Source organism: Angelakisella massiliensis (assembly GCF_900104675.1).
Lineage (GTDB): Bacteria > Bacillota > Clostridia > Oscillospirales > Ruminococcaceae > Angelakisella > Angelakisella massiliensis.
Map to the genome: position 1 here is coordinate 2,695,291 of NZ_LT629945.1, position 22,197 is coordinate 2,717,487.

Annotated in this window: 22 protein-coding genes and 1 pseudogene; 2 read left to right on the forward strand and 21 right to left on the reverse strand. The window is 54.5% G+C overall.

Going from position 1 to position 22,197, the window contains the following annotated elements; all coding sequences use genetic code 11:
- Positions 1 to 231 precede the first annotated feature (231 nt).
- Positions 232 to 951, reverse strand: coding sequence for a tRNA (guanosine(46)-N7)-methyltransferase TrmB (gene trmB / locus BQ5383_RS18235; RefSeq protein ID WP_071434436.1), 720 nt, complete (start codon positions 949 to 951; stop codon positions 232 to 234).
- 192 nt (positions 952 to 1,143) lie between these two features.
- On the opposite strand from trmB, the gene BQ5383_RS18240 reads away from it, so the two are divergent.
- Positions 1,144 to 1,653, forward strand: coding sequence for a GAF domain-containing protein (locus BQ5383_RS18240; RefSeq protein WP_338061427.1), 510 nt, complete (start codon positions 1,144 to 1,146; stop codon positions 1,651 to 1,653).
- Positions 1,654 to 2,098: 445 nt separating this feature from the next.
- On the opposite strand, the gene BQ5383_RS18245 is transcribed toward BQ5383_RS18240, so the two are convergent.
- The 14 genes and pseudogenes from BQ5383_RS18245 to BQ5383_RS18305 form a co-directional block, all read right to left on the reverse strand.
- A complete protein-coding gene (locus BQ5383_RS18245) occupies positions 2,099 to 3,220 on the reverse strand; it encodes a THUMP domain-containing class I SAM-dependent RNA methyltransferase (RefSeq protein WP_071434438.1) in 1,122 nt (373 codons plus the stop codon).
- Positions 3,221 to 3,317: 97 nt separating this feature from the next.
- Positions 3,318 to 3,854 (reverse strand): ribosome hibernation-promoting factor, HPF/YfiA family, encoded by a 537-nt coding sequence (hpf, locus tag BQ5383_RS18250; RefSeq protein ID WP_071434440.1) that lies wholly within the window; start codon positions 3,852 to 3,854, stop codon positions 3,318 to 3,320.
- 104 nt (positions 3,855 to 3,958) lie between these two features.
- Complete coding sequence (locus tag BQ5383_RS18255) at positions 3,959 to 5,140, reverse strand: amidohydrolase (protein WP_071434442.1); 1,182 nt, start codon at positions 5,138 to 5,140, stop codon at positions 3,959 to 3,961.
- Between the two features lie 91 nt (positions 5,141 to 5,231).
- Positions 5,232 to 5,696, reverse strand: a complete 465-nt coding sequence (locus tag BQ5383_RS18260; protein ID WP_071434444.1) for a S1 RNA-binding domain-containing protein — start codon at positions 5,694 to 5,696, stop codon at positions 5,232 to 5,234.
- A gap of 29 nt (positions 5,697 to 5,725) precedes the next feature.
- Positions 5,726 to 6,010, reverse strand: coding sequence for a septum formation initiator family protein (locus BQ5383_RS18265; protein WP_071434446.1), 285 nt, complete (start codon positions 6,008 to 6,010; stop codon positions 5,726 to 5,728).
- Positions 5,991 to 6,509, reverse strand: a complete 519-nt coding sequence (yabQ, locus tag BQ5383_RS18270) for a spore cortex biosynthesis protein YabQ (RefSeq protein ID WP_071434448.1) — start codon at positions 6,507 to 6,509, stop codon at positions 5,991 to 5,993. The genes BQ5383_RS18265 and yabQ overlap by 20 nt, the downstream gene beginning before the upstream one ends.
- Positions 6,509 to 6,787 (reverse strand): sporulation protein YabP, encoded by a 279-nt coding sequence (yabP, locus tag BQ5383_RS18275; protein WP_235822014.1) that lies wholly within the window; start codon positions 6,785 to 6,787, stop codon positions 6,509 to 6,511. The genes yabQ and yabP overlap by 1 nt, the downstream gene beginning before the upstream one ends.
- 59 nt (positions 6,788 to 6,846) lie before the next feature.
- Positions 6,847 to 7,095, reverse strand: coding sequence for an RNA-binding S4 domain-containing protein (locus BQ5383_RS18280; RefSeq protein WP_071434450.1), 249 nt, complete (start codon positions 7,093 to 7,095; stop codon positions 6,847 to 6,849).
- 81 nt (positions 7,096 to 7,176) lie between these two features.
- Positions 7,177 to 7,449: an HU family DNA-binding protein gene (locus BQ5383_RS18285; protein WP_071434452.1), complete on the reverse strand. Its 273-nt coding sequence runs from the start codon at positions 7,447 to 7,449 to the stop codon at positions 7,177 to 7,179.
- Positions 7,450 to 7,470: 21 nt separating this feature from the next.
- Positions 7,471 to 8,271: a nucleoside triphosphate pyrophosphohydrolase gene (gene mazG, locus BQ5383_RS18290; RefSeq protein WP_207646823.1), complete on the reverse strand. Its 801-nt coding sequence runs from the start codon at positions 8,269 to 8,271 to the stop codon at positions 7,471 to 7,473.
- Between the two features lie 113 nt (positions 8,272 to 8,384).
- Entirely contained in the window at positions 8,385 to 10,139 is a 1,755-nt protein-coding gene (locus tag BQ5383_RS18295; RefSeq protein ID WP_235822045.1) for a putative polysaccharide biosynthesis protein, read from the reverse strand.
- 108 nt (positions 10,140 to 10,247) lie between these two features.
- Positions 10,248 to 10,586 (reverse strand): annotated as a pseudogene (locus BQ5383_RS21710) (TnpV protein); the annotation flags it as partial.
- Positions 10,587 to 10,612: 26 nt separating this feature from the next.
- Positions 10,613 to 12,493: a recombinase family protein gene (locus tag BQ5383_RS18300; RefSeq protein WP_071434456.1), complete on the reverse strand. Its 1,881-nt coding sequence runs from the start codon at positions 12,491 to 12,493 to the stop codon at positions 10,613 to 10,615.
- 122 nt (positions 12,494 to 12,615) lie between these two features.
- Positions 12,616 to 13,185: a hypothetical protein gene (locus BQ5383_RS18305; RefSeq protein WP_071434458.1), complete on the reverse strand. Its 570-nt coding sequence runs from the start codon at positions 13,183 to 13,185 to the stop codon at positions 12,616 to 12,618.
- 308 nt (positions 13,186 to 13,493) lie between these two features.
- Between BQ5383_RS18305 and BQ5383_RS18310 the strand changes: the two genes are divergently transcribed.
- Positions 13,494 to 14,078, forward strand: coding sequence for a hypothetical protein (locus BQ5383_RS18310; RefSeq protein WP_071434460.1), 585 nt, complete (start codon positions 13,494 to 13,496; stop codon positions 14,076 to 14,078).
- 75 nt (positions 14,079 to 14,153) lie between these two features.
- Here the strand turns inward: BQ5383_RS18310 and BQ5383_RS18315 are convergent, their stop codons facing one another.
- The 6 genes from BQ5383_RS18315 to recJ form a co-directional block, all read right to left on the reverse strand.
- Positions 14,154 to 14,588: a zinc ribbon domain-containing protein gene (locus BQ5383_RS18315; protein ID WP_071434462.1), complete on the reverse strand. Its 435-nt coding sequence runs from the start codon at positions 14,586 to 14,588 to the stop codon at positions 14,154 to 14,156.
- A 31-nt stretch (positions 14,589 to 14,619) separates the two neighbouring features.
- Positions 14,620 to 16,125, reverse strand: a complete 1,506-nt coding sequence (gene hemZ / locus BQ5383_RS18320) for a coproporphyrinogen dehydrogenase HemZ (RefSeq protein WP_071434464.1) — start codon at positions 16,123 to 16,125, stop codon at positions 14,620 to 14,622.
- Complete coding sequence (locus tag BQ5383_RS18325) at positions 16,122 to 16,760, reverse strand: MBL fold metallo-hydrolase (protein ID WP_071434466.1); 639 nt, start codon at positions 16,758 to 16,760, stop codon at positions 16,122 to 16,124. Before BQ5383_RS18325 ends, hemZ begins: the two co-directional genes overlap by 4 nt.
- Positions 16,761 to 16,769: 9 nt before the next feature.
- Complete coding sequence (gene dtd, locus BQ5383_RS18330) at positions 16,770 to 17,225, reverse strand: D-aminoacyl-tRNA deacylase (protein ID WP_071434469.1); 456 nt, start codon at positions 17,223 to 17,225, stop codon at positions 16,770 to 16,772.
- Between the two features lie 251 nt (positions 17,226 to 17,476).
- On the reverse strand, positions 17,477 to 19,645 hold the full coding sequence (locus BQ5383_RS18335) for a RelA/SpoT family protein (protein WP_071434471.1): 2,169 nt from the start codon (positions 19,643 to 19,645) through the stop codon (positions 17,477 to 17,479).
- The gene (gene recJ, locus BQ5383_RS18340; protein WP_071434473.1) at positions 19,646 to 21,697 is read right to left on the reverse strand and encodes a single-stranded-DNA-specific exonuclease RecJ; all 2,052 of its coding nucleotides are present in this window, start codon (positions 21,695 to 21,697) and stop codon (positions 19,646 to 19,648) included. It lies immediately after the preceding gene.
- Positions 21,698 to 22,197 lie beyond the last annotated feature (500 nt).

Here is a 22,197-nt window from a genome sequence, read left to right on the forward strand (position 1 = left end):
CGCGTTACAGTTCTTCGGATTTTGATCATTGCTCTTGGTGCCGATCTTGGCATTTGCGGCGCAATCAACCCCTTGAGGGCTACGGCAATGACAATCCTTGCTCAAACTGAACGGCGTCTCCCTTTTCACAGAAAAAGGAGTTGTGTGGAACACTACCTGTTTTGGAGCAGACAGGATACCTTGTTTTGTGTTCCACTTTTCATGGAGCCATAATATCAGCAAAGATCAAAGTCAATCCATATCTGCGCCCTCTGTGGGGGCATCTTTCATCACTGCCCCGTCGCCCGCCTCTGTGCGCTGGACTGCAATGAGAAATTTGATGGGAATACCCTGAGCGGAAAACATCTCCTCATGTTCGGTGGGTACGTTTTCCTCAAAACCGGAGCCAAGGAGATCCCGGGTGAGATACTGCACCTGCCATCCAGCTTCCTCCAGATAGAGAAGGGTATCCTCAAACAAGGGATCATCATCTGTTTTGAACCACAGCTGTCCTTCCGGTTTCAAAAACTGACGGTACAGCAGCAGCTGCCGGGTATGGGTCAGCCGATGCTTGGCATGGCGGGGCTTGGGCCAGGGATTGCAGAAATTGATATAGATCCGGCTGATCCGGTCTTTTTCTCCCAATATCATTCCCAGCCGCTCAATATCCTGGGACATAAGCCGCAGATTTTCCCCGGGTGTACGGCCCAGGGGCTGCAGCATCTCCTCCGCTTTCCGCTTGGCAAGCACCAGCACTTCGCTTTTCAGATCTACCCCGATAAAATTAAGTTCCGGATGGGCTGCCGCCTGAACCGCCAGAAAGCCCCCCTTGCCGCAACCCAGCTCCAGCACCAAAGGATGGTCATTGGCGAACTCCTCCTGCCACCGGTTCCGAAGCTGAGTAGGATCATCCACATAAAAATCACAGGCCGCCAGCTCGGGGCGGGCCCAGGGTTTTCTTCTTAAACGCACGTTCTGTTCTCCTTTTTTGCCTGTTGATGCTTTGCATTATAGCATAAAAAGCCCTGCCGCAAAAGCCCCTGTCCCATTTCCGCCGGTTGCGTCCGGAGAAGGACCATGCTATGATAAGAAACATCTCACCATGGCCTCCCTTTTCTTTAAGAGGGCCATTCATCGATTCCATTTGTAAGGAGCTGTGTTTCATTGATTCCGTCTGATTTTTCCGCCGCGTCCAATCAAAAAGAAGTCTATCGCCTGCTGCTGGCCCAAATGGAAGGGCTGTTGGAGGAGGAGCCTCACGTTCTTCCCGCCCTCTGCAATGCCTCGGCTTTGGTGATGGCTGCTCTGCCTCAGCTGAACTGGAGCGGCTTCTATCTCATGGCCCAAGGGCAGCTGGTGCTGGGCCCCTTCCAGGGCAAACCCGCCTGCATTCATATTCCTCTGGATCGGGGAGTTTGCGGCGCCGCAGCCAGAGAAAAACAGACCCAAAGGGTGGCTGATGTTCACCTTTTTCCCGGACATATCGCCTGCGACAGCGCCTCCCGCTCCGAACTGGTGGTTCCTCTTGTGCGCCAGGGACAGGTGTTGGGCGTGCTGGACCTGGACAGTCCCATTCCCAACCGGTTCAGCGAAGAGGACCAGGAGGGGCTGGAAGCCTTAGGCACTCTTTTGGCAGAGAAGTGTCTGTGGGACGGGTTCCGGTATTTTGAGTAACTATATCCACAATAAACAAAAAGCAAAAGGATTTTTGGGGACCACACATACCTCCTGCTTTTTCTGTCCTGCCTTCCGGACAGAAAGAACCGAGTATCAGTCTTGCCGGAAAGCCGTCTCCACTCCAAAAGTCCTTTTGTAACTGGACAAACGATAAAACAGGGACTGTATGGGCTAGTGCTCATACAGTCCCTGTCTTTTTCCCGCCCGGTGCTTTGATCTTTTTCCTGTTCCCCCCAAAAAATCTATCCCAAATCATAAAAATCAGGACATGTGCCTGATTTTTATACCACGACCCGCGCCCATTGGGGCGCGAAACCGGGGGTATCGCCGCTGGTTTCGTCAGGAACCAGGCGGCGTATCCAGGGGGACTGGGTCCCCCTGGAAGTGTGCCGAACCTCTTCGGTATGCTCAAGCCCCCGGATCTTGGACCCGGGGGCTGACTTTATTTCTGAGGAAAATACATATACAGCTGGCACTTGACCATACCGTTATACAGCTTGCGCCGCTTATCGGCAGGGCGGCCAAAGCAGCTTTCAAAATTCTCCAGACCGCTGATGATAAAATAACCTGTGGTTTCGCTGGGGCGGAAGGCACGGCCCAGATCCCGCACCAATGCTTCCGTCTCCTCCTGGGTCAGCATCCGTTCACCATAGGGAGGATTGCACACAACAATTGATTTTTCCCCAGGGGGACAAAAGCCCCGGGCATCAGCTACTTTTGTTTCAATCAGTCTGCTGACGCCTGCTTTTTTGGCGTTGTCCATCGTCAGCGCGACAGCATCGGGGGAAATGTCGCTGCCAAAGCCCCGGAAGGTGACATCCTTGCGCACCATGCTCATGGCACGCTCCCGCTCACTCCTCCACACCTGAGCAGGGATACACTCCCACTTTTCCGCGGCAAAACGGCGATACAGCCCCGGGGCAATATTCCGAGCTTTATAAGCTCCCTCAATCAGGATGGTTCCGGAACCGCAGAAGGGGTCATACAGCCGGGTATCCGGATAGATCCGGGCCAGATCCAGAATCCCGGCGGCCAGCGTTTCCTTGATGGGAGCCAGATTGGAAATACGGCGGTAGCCCCGCTTGTGCAGTCCGGCTCCCGACAGATCCAGCAGCACCGTTACCTGATCCTTGAGGATGGAAAACTGGAGCTGATGGACCGGGCCGGTCTCTTCGAACCAGTTGACCCCATACACACGGGACAGACGCTTGACCGCAGCTTTTTTGATAATGGATTGGCAATCGGGTACGCTGTGCAGCTGAGAATTGAGGGACCAGCCCTTGACAGGAAATGCGTCCTTTTTGCCGATAAACTCTTCCAGCGGCAGCCGCTCCACCTGGTCAAACAGCTGAGTAAAAGTGACTGCCCGAAAGCTTCCCAGCAGAATCTGCACCCGTTCAGCGGTGCGCAGCCACAAATTTGCCCGGGCTGCCATCTCCCAGTCTCCGGTAAATTCCACCCGCCCGTCAAAAACGGTCACATCTTCCGCTCCCATACGGCGGGTCTCCCCGGCCAGGACGCTTTCCAGGCCAAAATTACAGGGGCAGCTTAGTTTTAATTTCATCCTCTGATTCCCTTTCCACAAAGCGGAGGCAGCAAGCAGAGCTTGCTGCCTCCGTTCTTCTCATTTTTTGCCGGCCGCCATAGGCCGGGATTGTCCATCAGTCGGCGATGGGCTCCAGCAAACCATAGTTGCCGTCTTTGCGGCGATAAACCACATTGATCTCCCCGGTATCACCGTTGCGGAACATGAAGAACTCATGATCCAGCATATTCATCTGGAGAATGGCTTCCTCCACATCCATGACCGCAACCTGGAACTTCTTGGTCTTTACCAATACATCCGGCTCCCCATCCGCAGGGGCCAGGGGCTCCAGTTCCTCCAGAAAAGCAGGCAGACCTTTGGCCTTCATCTTCTTCTCCAGACGGTTCTTGTTGCGGACAATCTGATTGGTAAGGATATCGACCACAAGGTCCATGGAAACCTGACGATCATCACTGGTTTTCTCCGCGCGGAAGAACATCCCGTGGGACTTGATGGTGACCTCCACCGTTTCCTCCTCGTTGTTATTGGAAACAACGACGGTCACGTTGGGGTCATCGTCAAAGAATTTCTCCAGCTTACGCAGTCTTTTTTCCGCGTACTCCTTGAACTGATCTTTTACGACAGTCTTTTTTCCGATGTACGTGATCTTCATTGTGATCTCTCCTTGCTTTTCAATTTGTCAAGGGTACAGGAAAAGGGACGGGTTATGCTTATTTCCCAAATTCCTGATTAGATTATAGCATTATTTATTAGATATTACAATGGATTTGATGACTGATGTGTAAATTTTCCATCAATCATTACCCATTCCGGCCGTACCAACAGACCTACAGGAGGCTGGCGGAACAAACACAGGTCGGCGTCCTTGCCTGGGGCGATGCTTCCCACGCGATCACTGATTCCCGCCGCCTCAGCGGAGCGGATGGTGACCATCTCCAGGGCCTTTTCCCACAGCAGCGGCCGGCTGCCCGCTCCTGCCGCAATAGCAGCCGATGTCAGCAGCATATCAATGGGCAGCTCATTGGCGTCAGTGTTGATGGAAACAGGCACTCCAGCTTCCATCAGCAGCATGGGGTTCTCCCGGCAGGCATTGGCCAGCTCCGGCTTGCCCCTGGTGGTGATAATGGGGCCGCAAACTACCGGCACCCCCGCTTTGCGGATGGCGTCCGCCACCAGATAACCCTCAGTGCCATGGATAATGACGCCGTCCAGGTCAAATTCCCGGAAAAGACGCAGAGCGGTGCAGATATCGTCCGCCCGGTGCGCATGGACATGGGCCTTGATCTGCCGCCGCAGCACCGGCAGCAGCGCCTCGCACTTGATATCGTAGTCCGGCGGATCGGTGTCCTCATCCTCCTGAGAGCGCTCCAGATCCTGCTGGTAGCGGCGGGCCTTGTACAGCTGCTCCCGGATGATGGAAGCAATGGCCATCCTGGTCACCGGCTGCTGGGATTTGTCACTGTAGGTGTTTTTAGGATTCTCCCCCAAAGCAAATTTCATGGCGCAGGGAAAACGCACCACCATATCGTCAATGACATTGCCCCAGGTTTTCATGGCGCAGATCTGCCCGGCAATGGGGTTGGCGCTGCCGGGGCCTGTGACCACGGTGGTGATGCCATAGGAAAGCGCCTCGCCAAAGGCCCGGTCCCGGGGATTGATGGCGTCCAGGGAACGCAACTGAGGGGTGCAGGGATCGGTTTCCTCGTTGCCGTCATCCCCCTCAAAAGCCAACCCTTCCTCCCACATACCCAGGTGGCAATGAGCGTCGATAAAGCCGGGGGTCAAGAATCCTCCCTGTCCGTCCAGCACCTCCGGATCATTGCCGGTATACTCACCCTGGCCTACAGCGGTAATCTTCCCCTCTTTTACTTCCACATACCCCTGTTCCACCACTTGGCTGTCCTGGCAGGTGATGATCCTCACGTTTTTTATGACCATAGTTTTCTCCTTTTCTGCTGTACTGAAAAAAGCGGGACTGGAAGGCGGCGATCATCCGCGCTCCCGGTCCCGCTGATGGATTGAAGGTTTTTTACTTGGAATGTCCGCGACGGCTGTTGCCGCTTCTGCGATTGTCGATCCGTCTGAGGTCGGACATCTTGTCATCGCTGGTACGTTTGAAGCGATTCATCATGTCCTCAAAGCTGTCCCCAGTGCTGGCCGGAGCGGAACTTCTGCCATAGGAACGGGGAGGGGTAAAGGGACGTCCTCCCTGACCGCCGCCCTGGCGTCCACCCTGAAAACGAGGGGCCGGAGCCGGTTTGTCCAGTGTCGCCTTGATGGAGAGACTGACTTTGTTCTGCTCGTTGATGCCGATGACCTTGACCTTGACCGTCTCACCCACCTTCAGATGGTCGTTGATGTCTTTGACATAGGTGTTGGCCACTTCAGAGATATGTATCATCCCTGTGCCGCCGCCTTCAAAGTCCACAAACGCTCCATAATTGGTGATTTTTGCGACTTTGCCCTCTACAATACTACCTACCGCAAGCTCCATACCCTGAAAAATTCCTCTCTTTTTTTGACTTATTTTGCTCCCGAGGTGTCCACGTATACGCGCTCCTCAGGATGAGCATAATCCAGCTTTTCTCTGGCGGAGCGCTCCATATAGGAATCATCCCGCCGCAAACTCAGCTCCAGGTCCTTATTGACCAAACGCTGCTGCTCCACCTGCTGCTGCACAGCTTCCAGCTTCCCCTGCATGGTCGAAATGTCATGCTGGGTTTTGACACAATAAATCACTAATGAAATCAGAAGCGCCAACGTTACCAATTTCAAAAGCCGGTTGTACTTATAGGTTTTCTGACCCATGGCGCTTCCCAGCCTTTCCTTTGATATTGTGGTCTTTTTTATTATACAACATTGCCGCTTGCAATTGCAAGAAGCTTTTTCCTCTTCCAAAGGCTTGTAAAAGAATTTTTTTCAATTTTCCGACGCATCTTTCCCCATATTCAGACAACCATACAATCGGCCTGAGCAGAAACATCACGATCTTGATCAAACCATATACCAATCCGCAGGCGGCTTTGACCACAAAGGAACTGATGGTCACATTATAAAGAAAAAAGCTCAGCGCCGCTCCAGTCACCACAAATCCCCGTACTTCCCCATAACAGTGATCGGTCAGATAGACCAAAAGAACGATACCAGCCAGCAAAAAGAAGCACAGGTCCTCTCCAAAAACGGCCGCGGCGGAAAGATGGAACATCCGGCGGCTGACCCGAAACAGATCATATCCCATCCCCAACAGGATTCCCAGGGCAAGCGCGCCCAAAAACTGCTGTGTCTGCTGGGCCAGGGTGAAGCCCATCACCGGAACAGGCGGCTGAACAATCCCCCGCCCATGGGCTGGCTGTCACTGTATGACAGTTCCCAGATCTCTCCCTCCAGCTCCAGCTCTCCGGTATTCACATCGATCCGGCCGATGTGCAGCCCCAGCCCCTTAATGGTCAGTTCTCCCAAAGGCGTGGAAAGCTGTACCGCCTGTTCATCGAAGCTTTCCACATCGGTGACGCCGGTAATCTGCATCCGTTTGCGCTCCTGCACAGAAATGGTATGGGGTTTCATTCTTTCCAAATTATATTCCAAGCTGCCGCCCTCCCTTCGGTTCTATCAAAAGGATATGCGGCAAAGGATGGACACAGAACTTACCGCTCCTCCAGCACCTCATAGTTGGAGGAGGCGTTATCTTTGTTGGTCACCTCATTGAGCGCCAGGACCCGTACCTTCAGGGGACGGGCGCCCAGCTGAACCTCGATGATATCCCCCAAGCGGACCTCATAGGACGCCCGGGCGGCTTTGCCGTTGACCAGTACCCGCTGGGCATCGCAAGCCTCGTTGGCTACTGTCCGGCGCTTGATGATGCGGGAAACTTTGAGAAATTTATCCAAACGCATATGGGATTCTCCCTTCTTTTCTACAATGTCAAAAAAACCGGCGCAAAAGCACCGGTTTCCCTGAAAGCTGTAAGCAGCTGTTTATTTGATCGCATCCTTGAGAGCCTTACCAGCCTTGAAAACGGGGGTCTTGGACGCGGCGATGGTAATGGGCTCCTGAGTGCGGGGATTGATACCGCTGCGCTCCTTGCGCTCCTTAACCTCAAAGGTGCCAAAGCCTACCAGAGAAAACTTGTCGCCAGCCTGCAGAGCCTCGGTGATGGAACCAAAAACAGCGGCAACTGCCTTCTCGCTGTCCTTCTTGGACAGACCGGTCTTTTCCGCCACTGCGCTAACCAATTCAACCTTTGTCATGATGTACCTCCATAATTTTGATCATACTTTCTTTTTGGCATCCTTCCAGATGTCATTGAGCTTATCAATCGAACAGGCCTCCAAACGAAGGTTGCTGTCCGTTGCCAGCTGTTCCATTGCCGTAAAACGGCGGATAAACTTGTCAGTGGAGCGATACAGCGCTTCCTCCGGGTCCAGATGCAGCATCCGGCCCACGTTGACAGAGGAAAACAGCACATCGCCCAGTTCCTCCATCATATTTTCTTCATCAGCGGCGTCCATAGCCTGCTCCAGCTCAGCAATCTCGCTCTTCAGGTCCTCCAGCGCTCCCCGGACATCAGGATACTCAAAGCCGGTGCGGGCCGCTCTTTTTTGCACCTTGCAGCTGCGCATCAGTGCCGGCAGTGCCCGGGAAACCCCCTCCAGCGTGCTGGCAGCGGTGGTCTGGCTTTTTTCTTCTTTCTTGATGGCGTCCCAGTTGCGCAGGACGGTGCCGCTGTCCTCCGCCGTCACATCCCCAAAAATGTGGGGATGACGGTGAATGAGCTTTTTGCAGATGCCGTCACAGACATCATCGAAATCAAAGCTCCCCTGTTCCCGCTCCATTTGAGCGTGAAAAACTACCTGGAGCAGTACATCCCCCAGCTCTTCCTCCATCAGAGTCTTGTCGCCGGTGTCGATGGCCTCCACTACCTCATAGGTTTCCTCAATAAAATTATTGCGGATGGAGCGGTGATCCTGCTCCCTGTCCCATGGGCAGCCGTTCTCACTGCGCAGCAGTTCCATGATCCGCAGCAGATCGGCGATGGTATAACGGTCTTTGATTTCGAAATCCACTTTCATGCTTATTCCATCCATTTCTTGGCAGGCAGAAAAATAATCGGGACAGAGCTTTCTGTGACCATCTTCCAACGGCAACCGGCCAATCTTCCCCGCCTCGAATTACTTTACCTATTTTAGCGGATATAGCGCTCCATTGCAAGTGTTTTTCGCATTTTTTCCCCAAAAGGAAGCATTTCCAGGTCGCTTTTTTCCAATGCGCCGGTGAGCAGTACCAAAATACCATATACTACTGCCGCTCCCGCCATAGCTCCGGGCAACCGAAGCGCTCCCATGGCGGGAAAAAGACCATACACTGACCATCCAGCGGCAGCGCTGCATATGGCGCAAAAAAACGGTTTGAGGATCACCTGTCCCCACCTCAGACGAATACCGGTACACCGCAGCAGGCTGATGAGCCCCAGGGACAGGATCAAACCGTAGCATAGTAAGGTTCCCCAGGGAACGCCCAGGATATTCATTTGAGGCCGGGACACCAGCAGGCAGTTGGCCCCCAGCTTTACTGCCGCCCCCAGCAGTAAAAAGCACAAAGGAAGCCTTTCCCGTCCCAGTGCCTGCAGGATACTGTTGACCGGTGTGGCGGCAGCCGCCAAAATGGCCGCCGGTCCCAACAGCCGGAGCGCCGGCGCAATGATAGCCGCCTCAGGGCCTCTGGCGGGATAAAGGAACTGTAAAACAGGGCCCGCCAAAGCGAACAGCCCCAGTCCCGCGGGCATGGCCAGCAGGAGGGTCAGCCGCAGGATGGCTGAAATGGTCTGTTCCAGGCTTTCCCGTCCCCGGCGGACAGCTTTGGTCACTGCCGGAATGGCACTGACGCCCATAGCCGCTGTCAAAGAAGGCACCAGATTGAAAATGGAACAGGCAAGGCCGGAATAACATCCGTACAAATACTCCGGCAGCACCTCCGCCGTCACCTCCGGAGGCACCCGCCCCACATAACGGGGCCACAGCTCCCCTGTCTGAAGCGCCGCTTTGAGACAGTTCATCACCGTTGCCAGATCGATAACCACCGAAAGGTTCAGCACCAAAGCGCTCAGGGAAATAGGAATTGCCGCCCACAGCAGCGCTCTGCCCATCCCTTTGGGAAGGACACCCCGCTTTGTTCCTTTTTCCTTTCTTTTGCGGTGCAGCAGAAGAATACATACTGCGCCTGCCGCTGTACTGAGGGTGACCCCCAATACAGCCCCGGCGGCACCCGCTCTGGCGGCGGCCAGGGCTGCCTCTTCCTCTGTCATCGCAATCAAACCGGCATGATACCGTCGGTAAAACAGCGCAACCGCTCCCCAGGCCAGAAGAATTCCCGCAGTCAGACGCACTACCGCCTCACATACCTGAGACAAAGCAGTTGGTACCATATCCGATAGCCCCTGGTAGTATCCCCGGTAGGCGGCGGAAAAGCAGCTGAACAGGATCGCCGGAATGATGGCCCAAACAGCGGGAAGAGCCCCGGGATTCTGCACCGCCTGTACAAAAGCCGGGGCCAGTGCCAGCATGACACCTGCTCCCACTGCACCCAAAAGGAAAAACATCCTTCTGGACAAAAAAAGCAGCTGATTGGCCTGATCCATTCTGCCCCTGGCGGCGGCATGGGCAACACTTCGGGATACCGCCACACTCAGCCCTGTCACTGTAAGGCTGTAGACGGGGGTAAACAGATCATAGGCGGACATAAAGCAGCCCATCCCCACACCGCCCAGCAGGTTGACCAGGGGAATTTTGAACAGCGCTCCCAGCACCTTGACCACCGCCGTCGCCGCCGACAGCACCAGCGCTCCCTCCAGAAAGCTTTGGGTCCGTTTTGTCCGCTCCACAGGTGTCTCCTCCCTCCCTCTCCCCAAACAAAAACATGGGAGAGTATTCCTCTCCCACATTTTATGACGAAAAAAACAGATTATACCGGAATGTCTATGGAGAAACAAGAGCGGAAAGCGGCCTATGGATGCCGCAAGTGAAAATGGAACGCCCAAAATTTCAGTGTCTTTACATAATATAACTTCCTCCGCCTGTGCTTTCAGCGTGTTCATCAGCCCCACCCAGCGCATGGAGTCACGGGCTTTCAGTTCTTCGGTGACGCCCGCCGCTTCCATCATACGGGGCAGCATGGCGTCCATCCGTTCACGCGCCTCCCGGTCAATCTCCAACAGGTGCGGGTACAGCTTTTCGCTCAAAATCAAGCTGCTGTAAAGGCCGGGCCGGTGTTCCTTCAGGTAGCGTTGCCGCATACGGCCATACTTGCCAATGGGGGTCTCCGGCTGCTCGGAAAGTTTCAGGTCGGGGATGTAGTAATCTCCGCAGCGGGTGTAAGTCAATTTGCTCATGTTCATCCTCCTTTGCACTGTGACGGTTAAACTGCGGCGCTGGCCGGTAAAGCGGCCTTGCGCGGCTCCTGCCTGGGTAACTGGCTGACGGGGATAAAAACGCCCTTTTCCATGTCCTCGGCCCGGATCGCGGCCTTTGCTGCCTCCACCTGGGCCCTGCGCTTGGCGTTGTAGCGTTCTTCCCATTCCTTCTGTTTGCCATTGGCCTTGCGGCGCAAGTAGTTCTGGTGAAGCCTGTCTTTGCGTTCCTCCTTCTTCCGCAGTTCTTCCTGTTCCTCCGGGGTCAGGGGAACCGGCTGCAAGGCGGGCGGGATATACCGGCCCACAAAGTTGAAGTAGATTTCAACCTCCTGCGTGGTATCCTGGCTGCCTTTCCGGGCGCGCTCATGGACAAGGATTTTCTCTACAAACTCGTTGAGCATGGTGTTTGTCAGCGTGTCGAAGTTCTCGTACTTATCAATCAGGGCAATAAACTTCTCCGCAGATTTCCGGCTCTGCTCATAGCCGGTAACGGCCTTTTCCAGTTCCGTGATTTCCGCATGGAGAGCGTCCTGCTCTTTGGCATACTGTGCGTCCAGGGCCTCATACCGGGCGTCCGGCAGCTTACCCAAGGCGTTGTCCTCATAGATTTTGCAAATCAGCTTTTCCAGTTCCCCGGCCCGCTTTTGGGCGGCGGCCAGCCGTTTCCGCTTTTTGGATATGTCGGCGGTTTGCTGGGCGGCCTGCGTTTCCTGGACGGTGCGGATAAACTCGGCCCGGTCATTTTTGGAATACTCCGCGATGGCCCGGAGCATATCGGTTATCAGGGTCAGGACGGCCTCGGCCCGGATGCGGTGCTGTGTGGGGCAAAGGGCGCCGATAGGGTACTTGCTGTACTGGCTGCAAGTAAACTGTGGGTCACGCTTGCCGTTATTGACGCGATGGACATACATCTTGCCGCCGCAGTCGGCGCAGTACATCAGGCCGGTCAAAGGGTGGGCCTCGCCCCAGCCGTCCGGGTAGCGCCGGACATTCGCCCGGATGCGCTGCACATTGTCAAAGGTTTCCTGGTCGATGATGGCCTCATGGGTATTCTCGAAAATCGTCCACTCGCTTTCGTCAACATAGTGGCTTTTCTTGTCCTTGAAGTGCTTGCGGGTCTTGAAATTGATAGTATGGCCCAGGTATTCCCGCTTTTTTAGGATGTTCACAATGGTGGACGATCCCCAGCCGTAGGGGTCTTTGACCGGCTTTGACCTGTTTACGCCCTCGTGAAAGCGGGCCAGATGGACAGCGGGGATTTCAACCTTTGCCTCGGACAGCAGCTTGGAGATTTGATAGGGGCCGTAGCCCTCCATCGTCAGGGAAAAGATGCGGCGTACCACTTCGGCGGCTTCTTCGTCAACAAGCCAGTGTTCCCGCTTCTCGTCCCACAGGTAGCCGTAAATGACAGTGCCGGTCAGGTGCTTGCCGCTCATGCCCTTGGACTTGAACACGGAGCGGATTTTCCGGCTGGTGTCGCGGGCGTAAAATTCGTTCATGATGTTGCGGAACGGGGTAAAATCGTCGTCGCCTTTCAGACTGTCCACACCGTCATTGATGGCGATCAGCCGGACGCCCCGCTGCCGCAAAATCTCCATGACCTGGCCGACTTTCAGATAGTCGCGCCCCAGGCGGCTCATGTCTTTGATAACAATGGCCTCCACCCGTCCGGCCTCGACTTCCTCCATCATCGCCAGAAATCCGGGACGGTCAAAGCGGGTTCCTGATACGCCGTCATCGGTGAAGTGGGTGGGGTTCGGCAGCCCATTCCGGCGGGCAAAGTCCTCCAACATCTTTTTCTGGTTCGATATGGAGTTGCTCTCGCCCTGTAACTCATCATCGCGGCTCAAACGCTCGTACAGAGGGGTGATTTTCTCGTTCCTCATGGCTGTACCTCCTGAAATGAAAATGCTCTAAGTGACTGCTTCACTAACCATGACAAAAACCATGATTAAGAAGTCACTTAGAGCATACATCTCCGGAAACGTGCCGAAGTTTTTTGGCACACTCATGATGATTTCATCTGCTCCCGAATCAGCTTTCCTGCATAATCCACTTCGTAAAAATTATCCTCCCAATCATATACCTTGATGGAGCGCTCACCAAGTACAAAAGCATTTTCTCTTGTTTGAGATACAAAAATATCCCTGCCGCTAAATGCCCATACCTTATGGAAGTTCAAATCCAGCATGATGATTTCCATCTCACCGTAAATGATATAACCGTCTGTTACCCGGTACAGTCCAAAGGTGCATCCAAAACATTCAAATTCTTTATGGAGCATCAATGCACCATCGTCAACACATATTTGGGATATGGTATTGTTCTGCATCACAGTCAGCACTCTGCCCTCAAGAACAGCACAATGGGAGTCATAAGAACAGAAGTCTCCCACCAGGGCAATATCCATTTGACGGCTGAATAAATCAATATGGATGGCCAATGTCTTATAATGATCGTTATGCCTGTAATTCTTTGGATTCCATTCCAAATCATAGTGCCTGTTGTCAGAAGATTGGACAGCATATGTTGAATCCACCAAAATTTCTACAGAACATAATTCATTCTCCAGCTTCAAACTATCTCCCCCTTTTTTCATTGTACCACAAGTTCACTGCTGCAGAAATCATCGTTTATCTTCTGCCCATCTGTTTTCCGGCAATCTGCTTCCATCCTGACAGATGGTCTGTACATCATTTGGACACCAAGGCAGCAAAATCATTCATCCCACAGTCCATGGACCACAAAAAGGGGACAAAAGGACTCCTTGAAGTCATTGCTTTTTTCCTCCCTGTTGTTATAATAAAAACAAAGGTTGGAATATTTTTTCCGACACTTTGAAGTGAACATATTGCCGATCAAAGTGACTGTACAGGAGGGATGCCCATGAAAAAGTTTTGTTTCACTTTTATGGTTCTGCTGATACTGCTGGCAGCAGGTTGCCAGCAATCTGAAACGCCTGATACTTCTCAAAGTGTGGTGTCCTCCTCTTCCACTGTATCATCGGAACAGTCCCAGCCTGCTTCCCAGGAGGAACAACATACGGAAGCCGATCAGCCGGAAATCTTCTTTTTAAAGGACAAATTGCCACTGGAGCCGGAGGAACTGCTCTCTTTCCAGTATGAGGAACTAAGTGCCCAGGAGGAACGGAGCGTCACTTTAACCGGCGAGGATGGGGTCCGGGCCATGGAAAGCCTGCTTGCGTTCCAAGTTTCCGTACAGGAGCCGGGAGATGAAGATCCCATCACAGGCGGCGCAAAACGCTATACCATGGAATTTTCTTCCGGGGAAACGGTTGTCGTTTATGACACCGGTATGCTTTCTATCAACGAAGAAGCGAATATCTATAAGCGGGATGGAAATGAATCGCTGGTTCTTCCGGAAAATCCCTCCTGGACTACCTATCATGTAGACCTGATCACTGGCGAAAAAACAATCTTGGAAGCGCCTGCCTCCACTCCACAGTCCTAAGGATGACAAAAGGGCCGAAGGAAATTCCTTCGGCCCTTTGTTATTTTCTCAAACGCATTGCTGCTCCAAAGCTTCTTATTGCTCTGCTTCCTTCTCCACTTCCAGAGGAACTTCAACCGCAGGGCTTTCCGACGCCTGATGACTGGAAGAGCGCAGCGGACTTCCGCACTTGTTGCAGAAGTTTACTTCCATGCTGTTGGCGGCGCCGCACTGGGGACAAAGAACCATCCCATTCATAGCGGCGGTCTGGGTTTTCAGCAGTTCCCGCTCTTTGAGCAGACCATCGATCTCACTCATCACCATTTCCCGCAGCTGCTCATTGGAGCGGCCCAAGCGGGAGGCATCATAGGTGAGCGCTCCCAAGCGCTCATAGGCGTCCCTGATCTCTGAATTGAGGCGAACTTCCGACAGCTTGGTTTTGGAAGTATCCACCACTTCCCCTGCAACCTTTCCAGCAGTAGCCGCGGCACGGCGGGCCTGGCTGGCCAAACGATCCCATGAAATTGCCATCTGTTATTCCTCCTTTTTCCGGCTCTATCCTTTACAGCGGATACTCCAGGATTTTCTGCTTCCGCTCCAAAATGGTATCGAAGCGGCTGATATACTCATATGGATATTTCAGATTGAAGATACGCTCGATCCGGACATTATCCCAGCTTTCTGCTCCGGCAGCTCCCGGCATCACCATCTTGGTGACGCCTCCCCCGCCCACAGAAAGAATGGTGTGGGTCTCATCCATGATGAAAATATTATACTGGCAGGCTGTACCCGGCTTGGAATAACCCACGTTTTCCAGACAGTCGATGGTATTCTTCTGCCGATAGAGATAATAAGGCTCATATCTCGTCGCCCGAAGGGCCTGCTGGGAATAGTCGATCATTCTGGACACCGGCGTTGCCTGGGCCTGACGTTCCCCGGCGGGAAGCAGCTGCTTTTTCTCCTCCGCCAGACGGGCCGCCCGCTTGACCGTAAGGGAATGGACTGTGATATTTTCCGCCCCCAGGCCGATCACCTGGTCCAGAGAGCGGCAGAAGGATGCCTCATCCTCCCCCGGCAGTCCGGCGATCAGGTCCACATTGATGGCGTGAAAACCCTTGGTTTTGGCCAGGGCGAACTTATCAAAGAACTCCTGGGCAGTGTGCTTGCGGCCAATGGCTTCCAGAATATGATCGTTGGTGGTCTGGGTATTGATGCTGATGCGGTCCACTCCACAACGGCGCAGGGCATCCAGCTTCGCTTCTGTGATGGTGTCGGGACGCCCGCCCTCCACAGTAAACTCTGTACAGTCGCTGAAATCAAATTCCTCCCGGACTGCCGACAATACCCGCTCCAGCTGTTCCGCTGTCAGCACCGTAGGCGTACCGCCCCCCATATAAACGGTCTGAAGGCGCAAACCCTTTTCCCTGGCGATCTCTGCGGTCTGACGCAGCTCCACCAGCATCTTCTCCAGATAATCGGGAATCAGCTTCCAGGTCTTTTCAATGGAATGGGAGACAAAAGAACAATAGCTGCATCGTGAAGGACAAAAGGGAATCGACAGATACAGGCTGTAGCCGTGGGGCAGCGCGCTGTCGATCACCTGCGCCTGGTTACGGTCGGTATCAATACACAGCTGGGCCTTTTCCGGGCGGGTGAGATACTGGTTACAGAAAATCTCCTGGATCTCCTGGGGAGTTTTTCCCTGCTTGCGCAGCACACGGGCCACCTTCACCGGACGGATACCGGTGAGGACGCCCCAATCCATCTGCCGTCCTGTTCGTTTCACAAACAACTGATACAAAACCCGTCCCATGGACAGGACCGAATCATGCTGATTGTTCTCAGACATTTCCTCTCCCGAAAGCTCCTGTCCATCACCAAAGCGGATCTCCACCCGGTTGCACAGCCGGTCCCCTTCCTCCACGGAAAAGGTCCGCACCAGGGTTTCTCCCTCCGCCGGTGGCTGCTCCAGGCGCTCCACCGGCGTGATGGTCTCGTTGGGAAAGAAAATTTGAGCAATATTGGCCAGCTCATAGTGATTCTTTTTATTTTCTGCCACAATAATCATGTATATTCTCCCAACAGCTGCTGTAAAAATCTCCGGCTTTCTCCCAAAGTACAAATGCTCTCATGACCGGGATAAACCGTTGCTCTGTCATCCCCCGCCAGAGTGGAAAGCCGACGCAGGGAAGCAATCATCGCCACAGGGTCTCCGCCATACAGATCCACCCGGCCGTAGCTATGATCAAAAAGGGTATCGCCGGAAAACATTCCCTTATCCCACTGATAGCAGACGGAACCGGGGGTATGACCGGGCGTTTCCAGAACGGTAATGGCTGTCTGGCCCAGCTGGATCACATCCCCTTCAGCCACCCAGCGCTCCACCTCAATTTGGTACTGCTGGGGATCGTCGCTGTACATCCGGCCCAGATTTTTTGCGGGATCGGTAAACAATTCCTCATCCTTCCGGCAGCCGGTCACCACCGCCTGGGGAAACGCGGCCTTCACCTGCTTCACTGCGCCGATATGATCAAAGTGGCCGTGGGTCAGCAGAATCATTTCCGGGGCAAGACCCTTCTGGCGAAGAGCATCCACAATACGGACCCCTTCCGCCCCAGGGTCCACCACGGCACAGCAAGCGCCGTCGGTCACAATATAACAATTGGCGGCAAAAGAATACATGGGAACCTGAACGATTTCCATCCCGTCACCTCATTTCATCATTTCAGCGGTATCCATCACCAGGGTCACCGGACCGTCGTTGACCAGCTCGATCTGCATATCGGCGCCGAAAACACCAGTTTGCACCGGGACACCGCTCCACTGCTTCAGACGCTCCACAAAATACTCATACAAGGGTTCCGCCTGCTCCGGCCGGGCCGCCTCCACAAAAGCGGGACGCCGCCCCTTGCGGCAGTCGGCATAAAGGGTGAAGTTGGATACCACCAGCATCTCTCCGCCGATATCCGCCGCGGACAGGTTCATTTTATCCTGCTCATCGGTGAAGATCCGCACTTCACCGCACTTTTTGGCCAGGTAATCCACCTCACTCCTGGTATCCTCATGGGTCACACCAAGGAGGATCAGAAGGCCTTTGCCGATCTCCGCGTGAACATTGCCATCTATGGTCAGACGCACCCGGGCCACCCGCTGAATTACTGCTTTCATTCTGCTGCTCCTTTTATCTGTTCTGTCATCATCAAGCCAAACCCCAAACCGCGCATATATACGAAGCAATACCTTTTGCCCGGACCACCGTCCCCCAAGCAAACATTTTTTCAGGTGATTTCCATAGAACAGGCGGTACTTTCGGACCTTTGCGTCTAAATGCAGGCGAAGTGGGGGGAAAGCCATCTCTTCTGATTAACGAAGCTTCTACAGTGTAAAGCGGAGGGATCACCTCCGCTTCATGCTGCTTTTTATTGTCCGGTACGCTCGATGGAATGGATGCCGTTTATTTTTCTCAATGTGCTGATGATACTGCGCAGCTGATCCAAACCACTGGTACCGATGGTCACCTGAATACTGGACATGTGGTCCTTCAGCTCACGGGCCAGCAGGGTATGGATAGGCACCCGCATATTGCTCAGGGCCACGCTCACATCCGCCAGCAGACCGGGACGATCTGCTCCGATAATCTCAATGGTGGATTTGAAGGTTTCCTGTACCTCGCCTGCCCAGGTGCAATTGACCCAGCGTTCTGAGTCTCCGCTGGCGTTGATGACATTGACACAGTCCTTTTTGTGGATGGAGACGCCGAAGCCACGGGTAATGAAGCCGACGATATCGTCTCCCGGCACCGGATTACAGCACCGGGCAAACTTGACCAGACATCCGTCCAGCCCCTCCACGATCACGCCGCTGGAGGCTTTGCTCTCCCGCCGCTTCTTGGGAATGGGAGGAATGGCTGTCTGCTGTGGATTGGAACGATACTGACGGAGGAAATCCTCCTTGATCCGGGGCATGATCTTCTGAAGGGACAGACCGCCATAGCCAATGGCCGCCAGAAAATCATCGGTGCTGTTATAGCGCTGACGGGCGGCAATATCCGCCAGAAAGCTCTCCCGATCCTCTTCGGGGACGTTGATGAGATTGCGCCGGAATTCCTTCTCTATGGCGCTGCGGCCCTCGGCGATGTTCTCCTCCCGCTTCTCCTTTTTAAACCAACTGCGGATTTTGTTGCGGGCCTCGGAGGTTTTTACAATGTTCAGCCAGTCACGGCTGGGGCCGGTGCCCTTGCCCTGGGAGGTGATGATCTCTACGATCATACCGGTTTTCACTTTGAAATCCAGAGAGACCATCCGTCCATCCACCTTGGCGCCGATCATCTTGTTGCCCACTGCTGTATGAATAGCATAGGCGAAATCAATGACAGTGGAATCCACCGGCAAGCTGATGACATCTCCTCTGGGGGTGAAAACAAAAACTTCTTCCGGCGCGATATCGGTCTTGATGGATTTGACAATGTCCTCCACATCATCCGATTCCTTCTGGGATTCCAGCAGCTGCCGGATCCAGGAAAGGCGTTCCTCCAGGCTGTCCTTGCCGTTGAGGCCGATTTTGTACTTCCAGTGGGCCGCCACACCGTATTCCGCGGTGTAGTGCATATCCCAGGTACGGATCTGCACCTCAAAAGGAATACCTTCCTTATCAATAACAGTGGTATGGAGGGACTGATACATATTCTGCTTGGGGGTGGAAATATAGTCCTTGAAACGGTTGGGAATCGGACGGAGCATATCATGGATAACGCCCAGAATGTTGTAACATTCCAGCACCGAATCCACGATGATCCGCACGGCATAGACATCGTAGATCTCATCCATGCTCCGCCCCTGCATGTATACCTTCCGGTAGATGCCGTAAATGCTCTTGACCCGGCCGTACATGGATGCCTGGATGTGCTCCTGGTCCAAACGCGCCTGGATGCGGGCGATGATCCGCTGGAGAAAGGCTTCCCGCTCCTCCTTGCGCAGCAGCAGCTGCTCCTCGATCTCGTTGTAAGCGATGGGGTCCAGGTACTTCAAGGAGATGTCCTCCAGCTCTTCCTTGACCCCGCTGATGCCCAAGCGGTGAGCCAGGGGAGCGTAGACCTCCATGGTCTCCAGCGCCTTCAGGCGGCGTTTCTCATCAGGCAGATAGGCAAATGTCCGGGCATTGTGGAGCCGGTCCGCCAGCTTGATGATGATGACCCGCACATCCTTGGCCATGGCCAGCAGCATCTTGCGTACATTTTCCGCCTGCTGCCGCTCCCGGGAGGAAAAGGGGATCTTGCCCAGCTTGGTCACGCCGTCCACCAGCAGCGCCACTTCGGGGCCAAAGCTTTTCTTCACCTCATCCAGAGTGGTATCGGTATCCTCCACCACATCATGGAGAAGGGCCGCCACAATGGAATCGGTGTCCATCCCCAGTTCCACCAGAATCATGGCTACACGGATGGGATGGTCAATGTAAGGCTCGCCGGAACGGCGCAGCTGACCCTGATGAGCGTCCCGGGCCACTTCATAGGCCCGCCGGATCTTTTCCATCTCATAGGGCTTGTTGGTCTGTTGAATCCTGTTTTCCAGCTGCTCAAACAACTCATCCATTCAGCTCACCACCTTCCAGCCGGATAGTTTTTGATAGGTAGGAGAAGCCGTCAAATCGGCTTTCTTCTCCGAGGGCAGTACACGGATCACATCCACGCCATCCTCCCCGATGACGGAAATCAGCCCCACTTCCCGCAGTACAGCCAGGGAAACCAGGATCTGAAAATAATCCACCTTTTCTCCCAGGCTCCAGTAGAGGCCGTCCGCCTCTCCCCGATAGGGGGTAAAGCCCCGGAGGAACCGGAACACATGGCTCATGGCCTCTCTGCCGAAGGAACAAGCGGGAAGCGCTTCCCGGGGGTCCTCCCCCCGGCACAGCCGGTCATAGGCTTCCTGCCCCGCCAGCTTGCCCGCCATGTCAAAGCCGTGGGGCCGCAGACTGAGAATCCGCACCGAAGGCCGGTCCACACCCTGATAAGTATTGACCGAAAGGGTCACAGCGCAATCCAGCCGCTGTCCCGGTTCAAAAAGGAAATTCTGCTGCTTCATACCGAAGTAAACAGCCTGGCAGGAGCTGCTGCCCTGACGCAGTCCCAGCCGCAAATGATTGCCTCCACCAATGGGGGTAACAGATTCCAGCGCCACATTCCACAGCAGCAGCACCGGATAAGGATTCTCACAGCCAAAAGGAGCCAGCCGCTCCATCTGACGGATCTGCTCCAGCGTCACATCCGACAAGGGGATGACACCATCCACCAGCAGGGAATGGACCGGCATCCTGGGAGCGCTGTCCCTGGCCACCGTCTCCAGCCGCTGCCGGAAAGGCTCCAGATTCTCTTCCCTCATAGATAAGCCTGCCGCCATGGGATGACCGCCAAAGCGCTCCAGCAGGTCCCCGCAGCTTCGGATGGCATTGATAATGGAAAAGCCCTCCACGCTCCGGGCAGAGCCTCTAAGCTCTCCCCCTTCCATCCTGGTCAGCAGGATGCAGGGCTTGCGATATCGCTCCACCACACGGGAGGCAACAATACCGATCACACCGGGATTCCAGTTCTCTCCCACCAGTACCAGTACCCGGCTGGACAGCAGCTGCGGCTGTCTGGCTGTCATGGCACTGATGTCTCTGGCGATCTCTTCCTCCATTCCTTTCCGGCTGGCATTGAGGCTATTGATTCCATGGGCCAGCTCCGCCGCCCGCTCCGGATCCTGGCACAGCAGCAGCTCCACCGCCTGGTCCACCGAACCAATCCGTCCGGCGGCATTGATGCGGGGGGCAAGACCGAAGGTAACATTATCGCTGCTATGGGTTTCCAGGTTCAGTCCCGCTTCCCTCGCCAGAGCCTGCAGCCCTTCCCGCTGGCTCATTTCCAGCAGCTCCAGCCCCCGGCGTACCAGATAGCGGTTCTCACCCCGCAGCGGCACCACATCCGCCAGTGTCGCCACGCAAAGGATATCCCCATACAGCTCCAGCAGCATTTCTTCCTGGTCATCCTCCAGGGCACAGAGAAGTTTATACGCCACTCCCGCACCGCAGAGGTTTTTATCCGGATAGGGGCAATCCTGCCGATGGGGGTCCACCACTGCCACGGCCTCAGGAAGCCGCGGTCCGGGCTGGTGATGGTCTGTAACCACGGTATCAATGCCCTTTTGGGAAGCCAGGGCGATTTCATCCAAAGCGGAAATGCCGTTATCCACAGTAATGATCAGTTTTACCCCCGCCTGATGGATTTTCTCCACGGCGGCGGCATTGAGACCGTAACCTTCCCCCTCCCGCTCGGGGATGTAATAGAGAACATCGGCCCCCAGGTTTTCCAAATAATCATAGACCATCACCGTGGCGGTCACACCATCACAGTCATAGTCTCCATAAACCAGAATCTTTTCATTTTCCTCCAGCCCCTTGCGGATGCGGGCTACCGCTTTGTCCATATCCGCCAGCAACAGCGGAGAATAGCCCGGGTCCTCATATGTAAGGAAAGCATGGGCCAGTTCAGGGGTGTTTATACCCCGTGTTTCCAGAATTTTCCCCAGAAAGGCCGGCAAATCTGCCATTTGCCCCGGCGCCGGAGCACTGTCCTTTTTGGGAGGCATCCGCCAACTGATAAAACGCATCCGGCACCTCCTTTCAGTTCAAAAGGGGGGCGCCGACAAGCAGCGCCCCTGAGCGTGTCGGAAAAATCCGCCACGCTTCCAGGGGGTATCCAATACCCCCTGGATACGCCGCAGGTTCCTGACGAAACCAGCGGCGATACCCCCGGTTTCGCGCCCCTGTGGGCGCGGGTCGTGGTATAAAAATCAGGCATATGTCCCTCTGAGTGTGCCGAAGGGGTTCGGCACACTTCCAGGGGGACCCAGTCCCCCTGGATACGCCGCAGGTTCCTGACGAAACCAGCGGCGATACCCCCGGTTTCGCGCCCCTGTGGGCGCGGGTCGTGGTATAAAAATCAGGCGCATGTCCTGATTTTTATGATTTTAAAACCACAGTTCTAAAAAAGATTTTGTTATCAATTGGGGCGCCGACAAGCAGCGCCCCTTCCGTTTTTCCGGCTGCCGCCCTTCTTTCCGCCCCTTGTGGACAAAAATGGAAGGGTTTTGCCGCTATTATATCATTT